Annotated in this window: 14 protein-coding genes and 2 pseudogenes; 11 read left to right on the forward strand and 5 right to left on the reverse strand. The window is 68.6% G+C overall.

Going from position 1 to position 17,705, the window contains the following annotated elements; translation table 11 throughout:
- Nucleotides 1–5 precede the first annotated feature (5 nt).
- The 3 genes from FPZ11_RS00080 to ispG all read left to right on the forward strand — a co-directional run bounded on the left by FPZ11_RS00080 (nt 6) and on the right by ispG (nt 2,933).
- Complete coding sequence (locus FPZ11_RS00080; protein WP_146322578.1) at nt 6–635, forward strand: 3-oxoacid CoA-transferase subunit B; 630 nt, start codon at nt 6–8, stop codon at nt 633–635.
- On the forward strand, nt 632–1,705 hold the full coding sequence (locus FPZ11_RS00085) for an alpha/beta fold hydrolase (RefSeq protein ID WP_146317331.1): 1,074 nt from the start codon (nt 632–634) through the stop codon (nt 1,703–1,705). Before FPZ11_RS00080 ends, FPZ11_RS00085 begins: the two co-directional genes overlap by 4 nt.
- Before the next feature lie 94 nt (nt 1,706–1,799).
- Nucleotides 1,800–2,933, forward strand: a complete 1,134-nt coding sequence (ispG, locus tag FPZ11_RS00090; protein WP_146322579.1) for a flavodoxin-dependent (E)-4-hydroxy-3-methylbut-2-enyl-diphosphate synthase — start codon at nt 1,800–1,802, stop codon at nt 2,931–2,933.
- Nucleotides 2,934–3,059: 126 nt separating this feature from the next.
- Here the strand turns inward: ispG and FPZ11_RS00095 are convergent, their stop codons facing one another.
- Together FPZ11_RS00095 and FPZ11_RS00100 are read right to left on the reverse strand one after the other, a co-directional pair.
- The gene (locus tag FPZ11_RS00095; protein ID WP_367889416.1) at nt 3,060–3,920 is read right to left on the reverse strand and encodes a pyroglutamyl-peptidase I; all 861 of its coding nucleotides are present in this window, start codon (nt 3,918–3,920) and stop codon (nt 3,060–3,062) included.
- Nucleotides 3,917–5,347, reverse strand: coding sequence for an RNB domain-containing ribonuclease (locus tag FPZ11_RS00100; protein WP_367889417.1), 1,431 nt, complete (start codon nt 5,345–5,347; stop codon nt 3,917–3,919). The genes FPZ11_RS00095 and FPZ11_RS00100 overlap by 4 nt, the downstream gene beginning before the upstream one ends.
- A 132-nt stretch (nt 5,348–5,479) precedes the next feature.
- Here FPZ11_RS00100 and FPZ11_RS00105 point away from each other — a divergent pair, with 132 nt between their 5' ends.
- A complete protein-coding gene (locus tag FPZ11_RS00105; RefSeq protein ID WP_210415923.1) occupies nt 5,480–7,249 on the forward strand; it encodes a proline--tRNA ligase in 1,770 nt (589 codons plus the stop codon).
- Between the two features lie 126 nt (nt 7,250–7,375).
- Here FPZ11_RS00105 and FPZ11_RS00110 read toward each other — a convergent pair whose 3' ends face one another.
- From FPZ11_RS00110 to FPZ11_RS20185, 3 genes and pseudogenes are all read right to left on the reverse strand, one after another.
- Nucleotides 7,376–8,239, reverse strand: coding sequence for a DUF559 domain-containing protein (locus FPZ11_RS00110; protein WP_146317333.1), 864 nt, complete (start codon nt 8,237–8,239; stop codon nt 7,376–7,378).
- Nucleotides 8,240–8,491: 252 nt separating this feature from the next.
- Nucleotides 8,492–9,427: a flavin monoamine oxidase family protein gene (locus tag FPZ11_RS19415; RefSeq protein WP_367889454.1), complete on the reverse strand. Its 936-nt coding sequence runs from the start codon at nt 9,425–9,427 to the stop codon at nt 8,492–8,494.
- 229 nt (nt 9,428–9,656) lie between these two features.
- Nucleotides 9,657–9,860 (reverse strand): annotated as a pseudogene (locus FPZ11_RS20185) (FAD-dependent oxidoreductase); the annotation flags it as partial.
- A gap of 98 nt (nt 9,861–9,958) precedes the next feature.
- On the opposite strand from FPZ11_RS20185, the gene FPZ11_RS00120 reads away from it, so the two are divergent.
- From FPZ11_RS00120 to rbfA, 7 genes and pseudogenes are all read left to right on the forward strand, one after another.
- Complete coding sequence (locus FPZ11_RS00120) at nt 9,959–10,999, forward strand: LOG family protein (protein ID WP_146317335.1); 1,041 nt, start codon at nt 9,959–9,961, stop codon at nt 10,997–10,999.
- A gap of 34 nt (nt 11,000–11,033) precedes the next feature.
- Nucleotides 11,034–11,825, forward strand: a complete 792-nt coding sequence (locus FPZ11_RS00125) for a hypothetical protein (RefSeq protein ID WP_146317337.1) — start codon at nt 11,034–11,036, stop codon at nt 11,823–11,825.
- Between the two features lies 1 nt (nt 11,826).
- Nucleotides 11,827–12,621, forward strand: coding sequence for a ferritin-like domain-containing protein (locus FPZ11_RS00130; RefSeq protein ID WP_146317338.1), 795 nt, complete (start codon nt 11,827–11,829; stop codon nt 12,619–12,621).
- 167 nt (nt 12,622–12,788) lie between these two features.
- Nucleotides 12,789–13,793, forward strand: coding sequence for a transcription termination factor NusA (nusA, locus tag FPZ11_RS00135; RefSeq protein WP_146317340.1), 1,005 nt, complete (start codon nt 12,789–12,791; stop codon nt 13,791–13,793).
- 214 nt (nt 13,794–14,007) lie between these two features.
- A complete protein-coding gene (locus tag FPZ11_RS00140) occupies nt 14,008–14,244 on the forward strand; it encodes a YlxR family protein (protein WP_367889418.1) in 237 nt (78 codons plus the stop codon).
- A gap of 84 nt (nt 14,245–14,328) precedes the next feature.
- Nucleotides 14,329–17,059, forward strand: a pseudogene (gene infB / locus FPZ11_RS00145) (translation initiation factor IF-2).
- 199 nt (nt 17,060–17,258) lie between these two features.
- Nucleotides 17,259–17,696 carry a 30S ribosome-binding factor RbfA gene (rbfA, locus tag FPZ11_RS00150; RefSeq protein ID WP_146317342.1) on the forward strand — a complete coding sequence of 146 codons (438 nt, stop codon included), beginning with the start codon at nt 17,259–17,261 and terminating at the stop codon, nt 17,694–17,696.
- Nucleotides 17,697–17,705 lie beyond the last annotated feature (9 nt).

Genomic DNA, 17,705 nt, shown 5'->3' on the forward strand with positions numbered 1-17,705 from the left:
AGCAGATGGCGGCGCGTGCGGCGTTGGAGTTGCCGGATGGTGCCTACGTGAACTTGGGGATCGGTCTGCCGACCTTGGTGCCGAACTTTGTGCCGGAGGGGGTGACGGTGGTGTTGCAGTCGGAGAACGGCATCCTCGGTGTCGGCCCCTATCCGACCGAAGACGCCGTGGACCCCGACCTCATCAATGCGGGCAAGGAGACCGTGACGTTGCTCCCTGGTGCGGCGTTTTTCGATTCGGGGATGAGTTTCGGGATGATCCGCGGCGGCAAGATCGATGCCGCGATCCTGGGCGGCATGCAGGTGTCGGCCACGGGGGATCTGGCGAACTGGATGATCCCGGGAAAGATGGTCAAGGGCCCTGGCGGTGCGATGGATCTGGTGCACGGCGCCCGGAAGGTGATCGTGCTGATGGAGCATGTCGCCCGTGACGGGTCCCCGAAGATCGTCAACGCCTGCACCCTGCCATTGACCGGCAAGGGTGTGGTGGACCGCATCATCACCGACCTCGCCGTCATCGACATCACACCCGACGGGCTCCGCCTGGTCGAACTCGCCCCCGACACCACCGTCGACCACGTCATCGCCGCCACCGAACCACCACTCACCATCGCGCTCGAGGAGGAGCACGCATGAGCACCGCATCCGCCCTTTTCGACGGCATCGCCGCGCGCATCGTTCCGACTGGCCGGCTTCGCGCCAACGTGCTCGAGCGGCCTGCCGACCAGCCGGGCGACACGGTCGTCTTCGTGCACGGCAACTGCTCGTCCGCGCTGTTCTTTCAGCCGACGATGCTCGCGCTGCCGCCGTCCGTGCGCGCGCTCGCGGTCGATCTGCGCGGTTTCGGCGACAGCGAGACACTCCCCGTGGATGCCACGCGCGGCGTTCGCGACTTCTCCGACGACGTCTGGTCGGTGGTCGATGCGCTCGGCATCGACCGCGTGCACCTCGTGGGCTGGAGCATGGGCGGTGGCGTCGTGCTGCAGCAGCTGCTCGACCGGCCCGATGCCGTGGCATCCGTCACGCTCATCTCTCCGGTGGCGCCGTTCGGCTTCGGCGGCACGACCCTGGACGGCACCCGGCTCACTGCCGATGACGCGGGAGTCGGCGGGGGCGGTGCGAGCCCGGACTTCGTGGCTCGACTGAAGGCGGGCGACACCACAGACGAGGCCCCCACCTCGCCGCGTTCCGTGTTTCGCTCTTCCTACGTCGCGCCCGGGTACACGAGCGAGCACGAGGACATCTGGGTCGAGTCCATGCTCAGCACGAAGACCGGCGAGGACAACTACCCGGGCGACCTGCAGGCTTCCGAGCACTGGCCGGGGTTCGCGGCGGGAACGCGCGGTGTGCTCAACACGATGGCACCGAGATACTTCGACGTGTCGGGCATCGTCGAGCTTGCTCGCAAGCCGTCGGTGCTGTGGATCCATGGTCTCGACGACGCCATCGTGGGAGACGAGACCTTCTTCGACCTCAACACGCTGGGCAAGGCGGGAGTCGTGCCTGGCTGGCCGGGAGAGCAGGTGGCGCCGCCGCAGCCGATGGTCGCGCAGACCCGGCAGGTGCTCGACAGCTACGCGGATGCCGGCGGCCGGTATCGCGAGATCGCCCAGCCGAACTGCGGTCACTCCGCGCATCTCGAGCATCAGGATGTCGTCGTGGCCGCGCTTCTCGAGGTGATGGGCGAGACGGGCGCGACGTCCTGATCGCGCTTCGAGAGCCGTGTGAAGGCGGCCGTCTGGCCGTTTCGAATGAGTCCCGCAACCTAGACTGAACGCCGTGCCAGCAGTGAACATCGGTATGCCGACCGTCCCCGAAGTGCTTCACCCGCGCCGCAAATCGCGGCAGATCAAGGTGGGCAAGGTGCTCGTCGGCGGCGACGCTCCGGTGAGCGTGCAGTCCATGTGCACCACGCCGACGACGAACATCAACGCGACGCTGCAGCAGATCGCCGAGCTGACGGCATCCGGATGCGACATCGTGCGCGTCGCCGTGCCGAGCCGCGACGACGCGGAGGCGCTGCCGATCATCGCCAAGAAGTCGCAGATCCCGGTGATCGCGGACATCCACTTCCAGCCCAACTACGTCTACGCGGCCATCGATGCCGGATGCGCCGCCGTGCGGGTGAACCCCGGCAACATCCGCAAGTTCGACGACCAGGTCGGGGAGATCGCGCGCCGGGCGAAGGAGGCGGGAGTCTCCCTCCGCATCGGGGTGAACGCGGGGTCGCTGGAGCCGAGCATCCTGCAGAAGTACGGCAAGCCGACGGCCGAGGCGCTCGTCGAGTCGGCCGTCTGGGAGGCGAGCCTGTTCGAAGAGCACGACTTCCACGACTTCAAGATCTCCGTCAAGCACAACGACCCGATCGTCATGGTCAAGGCGTACCGACAGCTCGCCGAGCGCGGCGACTGGCCGCTGCACCTCGGCGTCACCGAGGCCGGCCCAGCGTTCCAGGGCACCATCAAGTCGGCCACCGCGTTCGGCATCCTCCTGTCGGAGGGCATCGGCGACACGATCCGGGTCTCGCTCTCCGCTCCACCCGTCGAAGAGGTCAAGGTCGGGCTGCAGATCCTGCAGTCGCTCAACCTGCGCGAGCGCAAGCTCGAGATCGTCTCCTGCCCGTCGTGCGGTCGGGCTCAGGTGGATGTCTACACCCTCGCCGACAGCGTCACGGAGGGCCTGCAGGGCATGAGCGTTCCGCTGCGCGTCGCCGTGATGGGATGCGTCGTCAACGGCCCGGGAGAGGCGCGCGAGGCGGACCTCGGCGTGGCATCCGGCAACGGCAAGGGTCAGATCTTCGTGAAGGGCCAGGTCATCAAGACCGTGCCGGAGTCCGAGATCGTGCAGACGCTGATCGACGAGGCCAACCGCATCGCCGCGGAGATGGGCGAGAGCCAGCCCTCCGGCGAGCCGACGGTGACCGTCGGACACTGAGCGTAGGTTCGCCGGTCGGCTTCAGCCGGCGTGGCTCAACGCTCAATGAGGTGCGTACCGGTCGCGCTCGTGATCGCTTCGACATCGATTTCGCTCTGTGCCACTGCGAGCGCCGCCTCGAACGCTTCATCGACGGTGAACGTGTGCCGCAGGCCGTTCAGGGCGAGGAAGAGCTGGGCGAGCACCCGGCTCAGCCGCTTGTTGCCGTCGAACAGGGCATCGTTGCGCGCCGGCGATTAGACGACCACGCGTCCTCCAGGCGGTCCAGGAGCTCTGCATCGTTCTCGAGGATCTCGTCGAGCGCCGCGTCCACCTGGGCCGCACGCAAGCTCGTAGCCGCTCGATCGCAGTCAGTGCAGCGACCCGCCCGTCACGTGGAGGTCGTCCTCGGTGTCCAGCGTGGTGCGCAGGGCGATCTCGAAGGCGCGGGCCATCGCATCCAGGGGGCAGCTCGGGTTCGCCGTTCGGTGCCTGGCCCTGTGCCCAGGGAACGTGGATGAAGCCGGCGCGCGTGCCCGCCTCGCTCGCCCAGGCCGCGGCGTGCATGAGCACGTGGTTGCACACGTACGATCCGGCGCTCAGCGACAGCTCGACCGGGATGCCCGCCGCGGCGACGTCGCGCACGATGGCTTTCACGGGCAGCGACGAGAACGCCGCAGCAGGCCCGCCGGGCAGCGACGGGACATCCACCGGCTGGTCGCCCTCGTTGTCGGGGATGCGCGCGTCGATGAGGTTGACGCCGATCCGCTCCACCGAGATGCGCGAGCGGCCTCCCGCCAGACCCGTCGCGATCACGATGTCGGGCCGGCGCTCGGCGATCAGCTCGTGGAGCCGGGCCGCGGAGCCTGCGAAGGTCACCGGCAGGATGTCGGTCACCAACCGCTCCGGGCCGTTCCAGTGCGCGGCCACGAGGCGTACCGCGTCGCCGGACGGGTTCACGGCATCCGTTCCGAACGGCTCGAAACCGGTGAGCAGCACGGTGGTCATGTCGTCTCCGTTGGAGAAGGATCGTGCGGCGCTCGCGTCCGCTTGGCGGGGTCGTCGGCACGTGCCGATGCGGCGGCCGGAGCGGCCGAGAGCTCGTCGGCGGCCGTGGGATCGGCCGGTTCGAACTGCACCGTGCCCGTCGCGATGTCGGCGTTCAGCAGCCGCACCGCGATGGTCTGTCCCGCGGCGACAGCAGTCGTCACGCGGCACGACGCGGTCACCACCGGGTCGGTCAGCTGCATCCTCGCTTTGCCGTCGCGCACCTCGAGCACCCAGGCGGTGAACCGTTCGCCGATGCGGTCGCGCAGCAGGGCGGCCTCGACGCGGTCGATCGATGCAGCAGAGAGGCGGGATTCGCGGTCGGTGGCGGCGTGCATCAGCGCCGGAATCGCCGGCAGGCTGTCGCGCGCCCAGGAGGGCACGGGCATCCCCGCCGAAACGGCCGCGCACACGACGAGACCCCAGCGATCCACGAGTCGGCGCAGGGGTGCCGTGACATGCGCATACGGCGCGGCGACGGCAGCCTGCAGCGTGTTCGCCGGCGGTTCGCCGTCGAAGGCGACGTAGCCGGCACCACGGAAAAGGGATGCTGCGGCCTGCAGCACCGCGAGCGTCTGCGGGTCGTCGCGGTCGAGGCCGCGCAGATACTCGCCGTACGGCATCCCATCGCCCCACGGCAGGCCTAGTGCGATCGTGCGCACTCGGAACGCATCGAGGGCCGTCTCGTCGGCCGCAGGCATGGTGCGCAGGATGCCGACCCTCGCCTCGAGCATCATCGTCGCGGCGGCCATCCCGGTCATCAGCGACAGCTGCGCGTTCCACTCCTCCAGGGGCAGCGGGCGGCGGCGACGGATGCCGTACGCGCCGCCGTCGTTCCGCACGATCTCCTCATCGGGGAGGTTCAGGCTCGCGCCGCCGCGCAACCGCTCCTGTTCCAGCCGCGCCCTGCCGATCTCCGGCAGCAGCGCTGCTGGAGTGTCGGGGTCGTGGGCGTCCAAGGCGAGCTGTGTCGACACGTAGTCGAGCTGCGCGCGCGAGCGCACCATGGCGCGTTCGACACGTGCCGCCGTCACCGCGCCTCGATCGTCGAGATCGAACGTCCAGACGAAGGCGGGGCGGTCGGCACCGGGCAAGAGCGATGCCTTGCCCTCGCTGATCGTGCGCGGGTGCAGCGGCACCGTTCCGTCTGCGGCGTAGAGCGTCTCGCCGCGGCGGCGAGCCTCGGCATCCATCGGTCCATCGGCCGGCACGAAGCCCGACACATCGGCGATCGCGTACCGCACGCGCCACCCGGATCTCGACCGTTCGAGCTGGAACGCCTGATCGAGGTCGCGCGATCCGGCGGGGTCGAGCGTGGCGAACGGAATGGCGCGCAGGTCGAGCTGCGGGGGGAACGGCCGTGGCGGACTCGGCTTCGGCGAGCACATCCGAAGGGAACCGGTCGGGAAGCTCGAGCTGCACACGCAGATCGGCCAGCGCCTGGGCGAGCTGCCCCTGCGCGGTGGAGGCGGTGAGACGCGCGCGACGGTGGGGCACGCAGTCAACACTAAACTTGAGCGGTGGCAACCCGTCTGAGCAACTTCTTTCTCCGCACGCTTCGTGAAGACCCGGCCGACGCCGAGGTCACCAGTCACAAGCTGCTCGTGCGCGCCGGGTACATCCGACGCCAAGCAGCGGGCATCTTCGCCTGGCTCCCGCTCGGGCTGCGTGTGAAGGCGAAGATCGAGCAGATCGTCCGTGATGAGATGGCCGCGGCAGGCGCGCAGGAAGTGCACTTCCCTGCCTTGATGCCGCGCGAGGCATACGAGGCGACGGGCCGTTGGGATGAGTACGGCGATCTGCTGTTCCGCCTGCAGGACCGCAAGGGCGGCGACTACCTGCTCGCGCCGACGCACGAGGAAGCGTTCACGCTGCTCGTGAAAGACCTGTACTCGTCGTACAAAGACCTGCCGATCACGATCTATCAGATCCAGGACAAGTACCGCGACGAGGCGCGCCCCCGCGCCGGTCTGCTGCGCGGTCGCGAGTTCACCATGAAGGACGCCTACTCCTTCGACTCGAGCGACGCCGGCCTCGACGCCAGCTACATGGCGCAGCGTGCCGCGTACGAGCGCATCTTCACGCGCCTCGGCCTCGACTACGTCATCGTGCAGGCGGATGCCGGCGCCATGGGCGGATCCCGCAGCGAGGAGTTCCTGCACCCGACCCCCGTCGGCGAGGACACGTTCGTGCAGTCGCAGGGCGGATACGCGGCGAACGTCGAGGCGTACGTCACGACGCCGCCGCCCGCCCGTTCGTACGAGAAGCTGACGCCGCAGGAGGTGGTCGACACCCCGAACACGCCGACCATCGAGGCGCTCGTCGCGATCGCCAACGAGAAGCATCCGCGTCCCGACGGCCGCGCCTGGACCGCAGCCGACACGCTGAAGAACGTCGTGCTCGCATTGACCGATCTCGACGGCAGTCGCGAGATCGTCGTCGTCGGTCTGCCGGGCGACCGCGAGGTCGACCTGAAGCGCGCCGAGGTGGCGTTCGCGCCCGCCGAGGTGGAGCCCGCGACCGAGGCGGACTTCGCGAAGCACCCCGGACTCGTCAAGGGGTACATCGGACCGTGGTCGCCCGCCGGGCAGGTGCTGGGGGAGGAGTCGAGCACGGGCATCCGCTACGTCGTCGACCCCCGAGTGGTCGACGGCACGGGCTGGGTGACGGGCGCGAACGTCGAGGGCAAGCACGTGCTGGGCCTCGTCGCGGGCCGGGACTTCTCATGGGACGCCACGGTCGAGGTCGCAGAGGTGCTGCCCGGCGACCCCGCGCCCGATGGATCGGGCCCCGTGGAGCTCGCGCGCGGCATGGAGATCGGCCACGTGTTCCAGCTCGGCCGCAAGTATGCCGAGGCGCTCGGACTCAAGGTGCTCGACGAGAACGGCAAGCTCGTCACGGTCACGATGGGTTCGTACGGCATCGGGGTCACGCGCATCCTGGCGATCATCGCGGAGGAGAACAACGACGACAAGGGCCTGATCTGGCCGGAGTCTGTTGCGCCGTTCGACGTTCACGTCGTGGCGACGGGCAAGGATGCCGCGGTGTACGAGATCGCCGACGGCGTCGTCGACTCGCTCGAGGCATCCGGCTTCGATGTGCTCTACGACGACCGGCCGAAGGTGTCGCCCGGCGTGAAGTTCGGCGACGCCGAGCTGATCGGTGTGCCGCGCATCGTGATCGTCGGACGGGACGCCGCAGACGGCGTCGTCGAGCTCTGGGACCGTCGCACGGGGGAGCGCGTCAAGGTGGCGGTCGACGAGGTCGCGGATCGGCTCGCCGCGCTCTGACGCGCGCGTCGTTCCGACGCGGTCGCGCGGCCGGTGCGGTCCGCCGCCGCCGCCGTGCAGGATATGCGGGCGGCGGTGTCGGATATGTGCTCGACGCACGGCATGTCCTGCACTGCGGCGAACGATTCAGAGCGAGAACACGGTGCCGCGGGCGCGGACGCCGGTGCGCCACATGTGCCGGCGCGCCCGCACGATCTCGAGGATGATGGCCTCGATGCGCTCCCAGTCGTCGATGACGTGGCGATATTCGAGTCGCAACACGAGGTAGCCACGGCGGATCAGCTCGTGGTCGCGTTCGTAGTCGCGGATCGAGTGGTACCCGTCGTGGAACTCTGCGCTGTCGCACTCGATGACGAGCCGGTCTCCGACCAGGAGGTCGACGCGGCCCACGCCAGTGATGGCGAACTGCGAGCGGACTTTGACGCCACGTGCCAGCATGCCGAGCAGGACCTTAGTCTCCGTTCCGGACTGACACGAGGGATCGCACCAGTGCGCCAGACGGGGCAGTCTCACACGAAGGTCCTCCTGGGAGACGCAGTGCTTGTTCAGGGCGGAATCCGCCATCGCGACGGCCGTCACGCGCGGTTGGCAATGTGCGGAGTCGACGATGAGCTGGAGTGGCTCGGCGACGGGTGTGGTCCGTGAGATCGTCCCCTTCGCCCAGTGGACGCAGACCGGCCGTACCGTTTGCAACGACGGGGACCCCACGTCGATACGAGATGCACTGCGCGAGACGAGCACGTGCAGCTTCTCGTCATCGAACGTCCAGAGGCCGTGGTGACGGGATCCCGACGTCGCTGTGAGGATGCCGCCGATGCGGACGGCGTCGATGGCATCAGGATGAGCCGAGGGCACGTGGAACCATCCGGGCCGGATGCGAATGAGTCGCTGGTCGGCGATCATCCGACGAACCACACCCGTCGAATGGCCGAGGTCCCTCAGCCGTCTTGTCGAGAAGATGCCGAGATGCGGATCGTCGCTGTCGCTCATGACTGACGATGGTCGCGTGTTCAGGGGCGCCCGCCTCTCGCAACCCTGTTGGCTGTGGAGAGCGGCCGAGGTTCGGCCACTGTGCACGAAGAGACGGATCCGGTCCGGGCCGGATGTCGTACGGCCGAGTGACCTCGAATCGCGTTGGAGGATATGCGCGCAGCCGAGGACATATCTGCGTCCGCAGACCGCATATCCTGCACGGCGCCGCCCCGACGACGACTCGGCCAGTTCCGACGACGACTGAGGCCGTCAGCGGGCGGTGAGGCCCGCGAAGAGCTCTCCGAGGTCGACCCCGTGACCGAGGATGCGCTCGGCCGCGCGGTGCCCGGAGCGGAAGGCGCCCTCGACGGTGGCCGGTTCGTCGCCCCACGTCGCCTCTCCCGCGAGGTGCAGGACCCCGCCGACAGGGGTCGCCGCAAGGTCGTGATCCTCGTGGGACGCGCCGGCGGCGACGTAGGAGTACGAGCCGACCGAGAACGGATCGTCGCCCCACCTGGTGATCCAGTGCGCGACGGGTTCCGGCGCCTCCGCGCCGTACATCCGGCGAAGGGATGCCATCACATCGTCGACGACGGCAGCATCGTCCCAGCCCTGCACGCGTCGTCCCCATGGACCGGCCGCGAACGTGAGCAGCATCGGCTGTCCGCTGATCGCTGACACGTCGTACCAGGAGTGCCAGTGCTCACCCGGCGCGCCGAGCTGCCGCAGGGCGTAGGCATCCTCGGGCCAGAAGGCCCGCGGAAACTGCAGGAAGATCTTGTTGAACACGCCCATGCCGAGGCGATCGACGGCGCCGGCGACCGGATCGGGAAGCGGCGGCTCGAACTCGATGGCGCCCGACTTCAGCACGCCGAGCGGTGCGGTGACGACCGCGGAGCTCGCGCGGAACGTCTCGTCGTCGGTGCGCACCTCCACTCCGTCCGCCGTCCACCTGATGCTCCGCACCACGCTGCCGAGGCGCACATCGAGACCACGGCAGAGCGCGCGGGGCAGTTCGTCGTACCCGTGCGAGAACACCACCTCGTCGCCGTCTGGCACATCGCCGTCGAGACCGTGCGCCGCGAGGTCGGCGATGTCGGCACCGCACTGCTCCTCGACGCGGTGTCTGGAAATACTCGCGCACGTTCTGTACGCGCTCGGCGTCCCACGGCATGAGGGCGAGCACGCGCTCGGTGACGTCGAGATACGTCTCGCCGGGCGTCGACTGCTCGACCACGCGAAGGAGCTCGCGGTCGGCTGCGGCGACGTCGTCGACCCATCGCGCGGTCTCGCGCTCGCTCAGGGGGCGGCAGTCCGCGTCGAAATTCGCGATCGGCCGGCCGCCGGCCTGGAAGCTGCCGACCGTGAACTCGATCGTCGGCACGTCGAGCGCTCCGGCCAGCTCCCACACCGCCGAGCCGTCGATGCCGTGGATCCAGGATGCGCCGCGATCGACGGCGAACCCCGCGCCCCTGTCCGTCCACATCCTGCCGCCGACGCGGTCGCGCGCCTCGAGCACGACGACCTTCCGCCCGGCATCGGTCAGCAGCCGAGCAGCCGTCGCTCCCGCCATGCCCGCACCCACGACGATCGTGTCGACGGCGGGGACGTCGCCGATGCGCATGTCGCCTGTACTCATGGTGCCCTCCTCGACCGCGTCGCGGCCATCTGCGGCACGCTACCCGAGAGTGAGGCGGCTCGACGCATCCGGCAGGGCATGCGTGACATCCTGGCTGCATGTCCCACGATTCCGTCGAATCCGACCTGCCAGACTCCCAGGGCATCGCGCGTCTGATCGCCGCGGCGGGCATCCACGATGATCGCGACCTCGTCACACGCATGGTCGAGACGGCGATCGGGCTCGGCGTGGATGCGCCGGGCCGCCTCGACCTCAAGATCTCGACCGCCGCGCTGGAGGAGATGCGCGCAGCGTTCCGACTGTTCGCGCCGTTCTCCGGCGTGAAGAAGGTGACGATCTTCGGCTCGGCGCGCACCAAGCAGCAGGATGCCCTCTACCGGCAGACCACCGAGGTCGCGTCCGCGCTCGCCGCCGAGGGCTGGATGGTCGTCACCGGGGCGGGCCCCGGCATCATGCAGGCGGCGGTCGAGGGTGCGGGACCGGACAAGTCGATCGGCGTGTCGATCCGGCTGCCCTTCGAGGAGCATCCGGACGCGTCCGTGCAGGAGGACCCGAACGTCGTGACCATGAAGTACTTCTTCACCCGCAAGCTCATGCTGGTGAAGGAGTCGAGCGGGTTCATCTGCCTGCCGGGCGGCTTCGGCACGCTCGACGAGATGTTCGAGCTGCTCACGCTCCAGCAGACGGGCAAGGCCGAGCCGGTGCCGATCGTGCTGTTGGACGCCCCGGGCGGAACCCATTGGAAGGGTCTCGCGCGCTTCGTCGACGAGCAGCTCGTTCCCTCCGGTGTGATCGCGCCCGACGACTTCGAGCGAGTGCTCATCACCGATTCGGTGGATGCCGCGGCAGCGGAGATCACCGGATTCTGGCGCAACTACGACTCGCTGCGCTGGGTGGGCGATCTGCTGGTGCTGCGTCTGAGGCACGAGCCGACGGATGACGAGCTGTCGTCGCTGAACGAACGCTTCGGAGACTTCGCCGTCGACGGCGCGATCAGGCGCGTCGAGCCCCTCAGGGCGGAGCGGCAGGACGACGACAAGGTTCTGCTGCCACGCCTCGCGCTGCGGTTGGAGCCGCACCATGTCGGGGACCTGTTCCGGCTCATCGGCGCCGTCAACGCGTTGCCGTCGGCAGTTTGACCCCACCGCGATGAGAGAGCGCAGACTGGAACCCGTGCGTGCTCAGACGGCGACGACGGCGGCCGACCGACGATTCGATGTGGGCGCGTTCACGCGATCGGCGCGCGGAGACCTGCTGGAGGGCATCGATCTCGACGCTGTGACGGTTCCCGCCCACTGCGCTGAGTCGCTCGCCGCGCTCTCGGCTCTGGAGGGCGCCACCATGGCGCACCTGCGCAACGTGCTCGTGACCGCGACCCATAAGGATGCCAGGGTCACGGCGTTCCTGGTGACCTGGGCGTACGAGAAGTACTGGATAGCTGATGCCCTTTCCACCGTCTCACGCACCGCTGTCGGCCCAGCGACGGGCTCGCTGCCCGGCGGTCCGGTGAGACGTTCGCTGGCCGGATTCCTCGCAGGCACGTCGATCGTCGCCGTGCACACCACAGCCGGACTCATCGACGACCTCGTGCTCGACGCCGCGTACGACGCGCTCGCCACGGATGCCGTCGGCGCGTTCGCGGAACTGCTCGCACTGGTGCGCGACACGAAGGCGCGTCACACGGAGTTCTTCGCCGACGAGTCCCGTCGGCGTCTCGCCGCGAACGATCGAGCCGTGCGGCTGACGGCTCGGAGCATCCGCGCAAGTGCGTGGCCGATCGGCTCCCCGCTGCTGGGCGAGGATGCTCGCCGCCGGTTCAGCGACCGCGTCTTCGGCGGCGAACGCGGCGCTCGTCGAGCGGCAGACATCGGCAGGGAGATCGGGATGCTGCCGGGCATCCCGCAACGCACGGCATCGCAGCTTGCGCGATCGCTGACCGGGCCGACATCGAGAACAGGAGCCTGACGTGGCGTTCGACATCGACAGGTACACGGCGACGAGCGTCGCGGTGCAGTGGGCGGACCTCGACCTCGAACGCTTCAGAGAGCATCCGCTCGAGGAGACCTCGCTGCGCACCCTGCGCTACATGACCGATGTGGAGTACCACACGGTCTGCTACACCCGCGATCTGCTGACGACGCCGTCGCACAGGGATCCGGACGTGAGCGCGTTCATGACCATGTGGAACCGCGAGGAGTTCTGGCACGGAGAGGCGCTGGCCGCCGTGCTGGCCATGCACGGCGTGACGGTGGAGTACGACGAGCTGAAGGCCAAGCGGCTGAAGCTCGGATGGAAGGATCGCCTCGATCCCATCAAACAGTCGTTGCTGGGGTCGCTCGTGGGCAGCGACTTCATCGCCACCCACATGGCGTGGGGTGCGGCCAACGAGTGGTCGGCCATCACGGCGTACAACCGCATGGCCGAGTTGGAGAGCGACCCGGTGCTGGCCGAGCTGTTGCGCCGCATCGCGAAGCAGGAGGCGCGACATGTCGCGTTCTACACCTCGCAGGCGCGTGCCAGGCTCGCGGCGAGCACCAAGGCGCAGAAGCTGACGAGGTTCGCCCTGAAGCGGTTCTGGGCACCCGTCGGCTCCACGATCATGGACCGAGACGACGTCGTGCACGTGATGACGCACCTGATGAGCGGACCGGACGGCAGGGATGCCGCGCGCAAGGTCGATCGCTCCATCTCTGCGCTCCCCGGGCTGAGCGGGCTGAGCATCGTGGAGGATGCCCTGAACGGCCTCGGCATCGCAGCCTGAGCAGAGCGGTGGTTTCCGAAAGCTCTCGTCCCGTGACGTGACGTGGTCGATCGGCTATCCTGAATGGTCAGCCCTCGTGCGAGGGCCCTGGCGTGATGCCCGCAGGTCCGGCTCGGACTGCGGGCGTTCCCTTGAACACCGACAACGAACTGAATAGGGGGCCGAAGGTGGACATCGACCTCAGCGTCTTGCGTCTGATGGAGCGCGAACGGGAGATCCCGTTCGACGAACTGGTGCAGATCATCGAGCAGGCGATCCTCACGGCCTACCTCAAGCACACCGACCAGGCGTCCCACAGACACAGCCAGGGTCACAGCGAGGAGTCGCCCGCCGCCCGCGTGCACCTCGACCGCAAGACCGGCCATGTCACGGTGTACGTTCCCGAGTTCGACGACGACGGCAACATCGTCGGCGAGTCGGAGGACAGCCCGAGCGATTTCGGCCGCATCGCGGCGTTCGCGGCCAAGCAGGTGATCAACCAGCGACTGCGCGACATCCAGGATGACGCGGTGCTGGGTGAGTTCAAAGGTCGCGAGGGCGACGTGGTCGCCGGCGTCATCCAGCAGGGGCCCAACCCGCGCATGATCCACGTGGATCTGGGCAGCGTCGAGGCGATCCTGCCGCCCGAGGAACAGGTGCCGGGCGAGGAGTACACGCACGGGTCGCGCATCCGCGTGTACGTCACGAGCGTGTCCAAGGGGCCGAAGGGTCCGTCGATCACGGTGTCGCGCACGCATCCTGCGCTCGTGCGCAAGCTGTTCGCGCTCGAGGTGCCGGAGATCGCCAACGGAGTGGTCGAGATCGTGTCGCTGGCACGGGAGGCCGGGCACCGCACCAAGATCGCGGTGCGCGCCAACCAGCCGGGCGTGAACGCCAAGGGTGCGTGCATCGGCGAGCTCGGACAGCGCGTGCGCTCGGTCACCGCCGAGCTCAACAACGAGAAGATCGACATCGTCGACTACTCGCCCGACCTGGCCACGTTCGTCGCGAGCGCGCTGTCGCCCGCCAAGGTCACGCGTGCCTTCGTGGTCGACGAGTCGCTCAAGGCGGTGCGCGCTCTCGTGCCCGACTACCAGCTCTCGCTCGCGATCGGCAAGGAGGGCCAGAACGCCCGCCTCGCCGCCAAGCTGACCGGCGCGAAGATCGACATCCAGCCCGACACCGCCGAATAGCGGTCTTCTGAAGAGCGGTCCTCGGGAACGGCGGCGCCCCGGCGATCCCCGGCGGAACAGCCGGTTCCGAAAACCGGACGATGCAACGAGAACCGGAGCATTTCGCCGGTTTTCGAAGCGAGAGCGTCATCCCTCCGTTTTTCGGGACGGGTGGAGGCGGTCGTGCGAGCACGCTCGCATCTGGTCCCCTCCTCCTTGGGGTAAGCTAGACGGCGTGAGAACGTGCGTCGGATGCCGTTCCCGCGCTCCCCGGTCCTCTCTTCTGAGGGTTGTAGCCCGTGATTCGCAGCTCGTCGTCGACGAGCGTGCGCGGATGCCCGGGCGTGGCGCGTGGCTGCATCCGACTTCCGAGTGTCTCGAGAAAGCAATCCGGCGCAGAGCCTTCGGGCGAGCGCTTCGGGTCGACGGACCTCTGGACACCCGGCCACTAGAGAACAGGCTGAACGGCTAATGGACAACTGATGAGCGGCTCGAAATGAGACCCGTCCACCACTAAGGCTTGCCCCTGCTCGGGCAAGTCCCGAACAGGAGAATTGTGGCTGCAAAACCACGTGTACATGAGATCGCGAGCGAGCTCGGCGTCGACAGCAAGGTCGCACTCGCGAAGCTCAAGGAACTCGGCGAATTCGTCAAAGGACCGTCGTCGAGCATCGAGCCGCCCGTCGCGCGCAAGCTGAGGGCAGCCCTCGCCGCCGACGGCGCGAAGCCGGCCGCTGAGTCGGCGAAGCCGGTCGCGACGCCGGCGTCGAAGCAGGAGGGCACGCCCGCGACGGTTCCGGCCGGCGCCGCGGCGCCCAAGCCGAGCGCGCCCAGGCCCGCTCCGTCCCCCGCACCGAAGGCGAAGGCCGAAGCCGCGCCCGCTGCTCCCCAGCAGGCGGAGCCGAGCGCACCTGAGGCGAAGCCCGCGTCGAAGCCGGGTGACGCGTCCGCGCCGCGTCCCTCTGCGCCGCGTCCGGCCGGCTCGCCGCGTCCCGGCAACAACCCGTTCGCGAGCTCGCAGGGCATGGGCCAGCGCCCGGCGGGAACACCGCGTCCCGGCAACAACCCGTTCGCGAGCTCGCAGGGCATGGGCCAGCGCCCGACGCCCGGCAACATCCCGCGTCCCCAGGCTCCCCGTCCCGGTTCGCCGCGTCCGGGTGGACCCCGTCCCGCCGGTGCAGGCGGTCGTGGTCCTCGTCCCGGCGGTGCAGGCGGCGGTCGTCCCGGCGGCTTCCAGCGCCCGGGTGGCGCAGGTGCAGGCACGGGTGCAGGCGGCTTCAACCGTCCGGGTGGCGGCTTCGGCGGCCCCCGCCCCGCAGGTGGCGGCGGCCGTGGCCGCGGCCCAGGCGGCGGCACCGCCGGTGCATTCGGTCGCGGTGGCGGCAAGAGCAAGGCTCGCAAGTCGAAGCGGACGAAGCGGCAAGAGTTCGAGATGCGGGAGGCCCCGTCGCTCGGCGGCGTGAGCGTTCCCCGCGGCGACGGCAACACCGTCATCCGACTGCGTCGCGGAGCATCCATCAGCGACTTCGCCGACAAGATCGACGCCAGCCCCGGCAACCTCGTGACCGTGCTGTTCCACCTCGGTGAGATGGCGACGGCCACGGAGTCGCTCGACGAGGCGACGTTCGAGGTGCTCGGCGCCGAGCTGGGCTACAAGATCCAGGTCGTCTCGCCTGAAGACGAGGACAAGGAGCTGCTCGAGGGCTTCGACATCGATCTCGATGCCGAGCTCGAGGAGGAGTCCGACGAGGACCTCAGGGCGCGCCCGCCCGTGGTCACCGTCGTCGGCCACGTCGACCACGGTAAGACCCGACTGCTCGACGCCATCCGCCAGACCAACGTCATCGCGGGCGAGGCCGGCGGCATCACGCAGCACATCGGTGCGTACCAGGTGTGGACCGAGCACGACGGCAACGAGCGCGCCATCACCTTCATCGACACCCCTGGTCACGAGGCGTTCACCGCCATGCGTGCCCGCGGTGCGCAGGTCTCCGACATCGCGATCCTCGTGGTCGCGGCCGACGACGGCATCATGCCGCAGACCATCGAGGCGCTGAACCACATGCAGGCGGCCGACGTGCCGATCGTGGTCGCGGTGAACAAGATCGACAAGCCGGACGCCAATCCGGCCAAGGTGCGCCAGCAGCTCACCGAGTTCGGCCTGGTGGCCGAGGAGTACGGCGGCGACACCATGTTCGTGGATGTCTCCGCTCGCGAGAACATCGGCATCGCCGACCTTCTCGACGCGGTGCTCCTGACCGCCGACGCCGGTCTCGACCTGCGCGCGAACCCCGACAAGGATGCCCGCGGCGTGGCCATCGAGGCCAAGCTCGACAAGGGCCGCGGTGCGGTGGCGACCGTGCTCATCCAGTCCGGAACGCTGCGCGTCGGCGACTCGATCGTCGCGGGCACCGCCTACGGCCGCGTTCGCGCCATGCAGGACGAGAACGGCGACACCGTCGACGAGGCCCTCCCGTCACGCCCGGTGCAGGTGCAGGGTCTGTCGAGCGTTCCCCGCGCAGGCGACACCTTCCTCGTCACCGACGAGGACCGCACCGCCCGCCAGATCGCCGAGAAGCGCGAGGCCGCGGAGCGCAACGCCCAGCTCGCCAAGGCGCGCAAGCGCATCAGCCTCGAGGACTTCACTCGCGCGCTGGAAGAGGGCAAGGTCGAGTCGCTCAACCTCATCATCAAGGGCGATGTCTCCGGTGCCGTCGAGGCGCTGGAGGAGTCGCTGATGAAGATCGAGGTCGACGACAGCGTTCAGCTGCGCATCCTTCACCGTGGTGTCGGTGCGATCACCGAGAGCGACATCGACCTCGCGACGATCGACAACGCGATCGTCATCGGGTTCAACGTGCGCCCCGACGTCAAGGCGCGCGAGCGTGCCGCCCGCGAGGGCATCGACGTGCGGTTCTACTCCGTCATCTACAACGCCATCGACGACATCGAGAACTCGCTCAAGGGCATGCTCAAGCCCGAGTACGAGGAGGTGCAGTCGGGTGTCGCCGAGATTCGCGAGGTGTTCCGCTCCCTCGAAGTTCGGCAACATCGCCGGTGTGTACGTGCGCAGCGGAACCATCACGCGCAACGCCAAGGCGCGGGTCATCCGCGACGGCGTGGTCGTGGGGGACAACCTCGCGATCGAGTCGCTGCGTCGGTTCAAAGACGACGTCACCGAGGTTCGGAGCGACTTCGAAGCCGGTATCGGCCTCGGCAAGTTCAACGACATCCAGGTCGGAGACGAGATCGAGACCATCGAGATGCGCGAGAAGCCGCGCGCTTAGTCTCGGTTTTCGAGACGGGTACCGGCCGGTACTCGGGAACGGGGTTCCCGCTCGGCATTCCCCTCAGGGGAAGAGAGCGGGGACCCCTACCCCGATTCCCCTGAGGGGAATGCCGAGCACGAACCCCTGAGTATCGCGTCGGTGGATGTGTTCAGCGGTGCGATCGCACGTGAGGGAAAAGAAGAGTTAGGGGAGAGGGATGGCTGACGAGGCACGGGCGCGCAAGCTCGCCGACCGCATCAAGGAGGTCGTCGCCAAGAGGCTCGACAAGGGTCTTCGCGACCCGAGGCTCGGCTTCGTGACGATCACCGACGTTCGCGTCACGGGCGATCTGCAGCACGCCAGCATCTTCTACACGGTGTACGGCACCGAGAAGGAGCGTTCCGACTCGGCCGCTGCCCTCAAGGCAGCGACCGGGATGCTCCGCACAGAGGTGGGCCGCAACATCAACACCAGGCTCACCCCGTCGATCGAGTTCATCGCCGACGCCATCCCCGAGAACGCCGAGCACATCGAGGGCCTGCTGCGGGAGGCTCAGGAGCGCGACGCGCAGGTGGCCGGCCTGGCGGCATCCGCGGAGTACGCCGGCGAGGAAGACCCGTACGTCAAGCCGCGCGAGCTCGACGACGAGGAGTGAGCGCGAGCG

Source organism: Humibacter ginsenosidimutans (genome assembly GCF_007859675.1).
In the GTDB taxonomy this organism is placed as follows: domain Bacteria; phylum Actinomycetota; class Actinomycetes; order Actinomycetales; family Microbacteriaceae; genus Humibacter; species Humibacter ginsenosidimutans.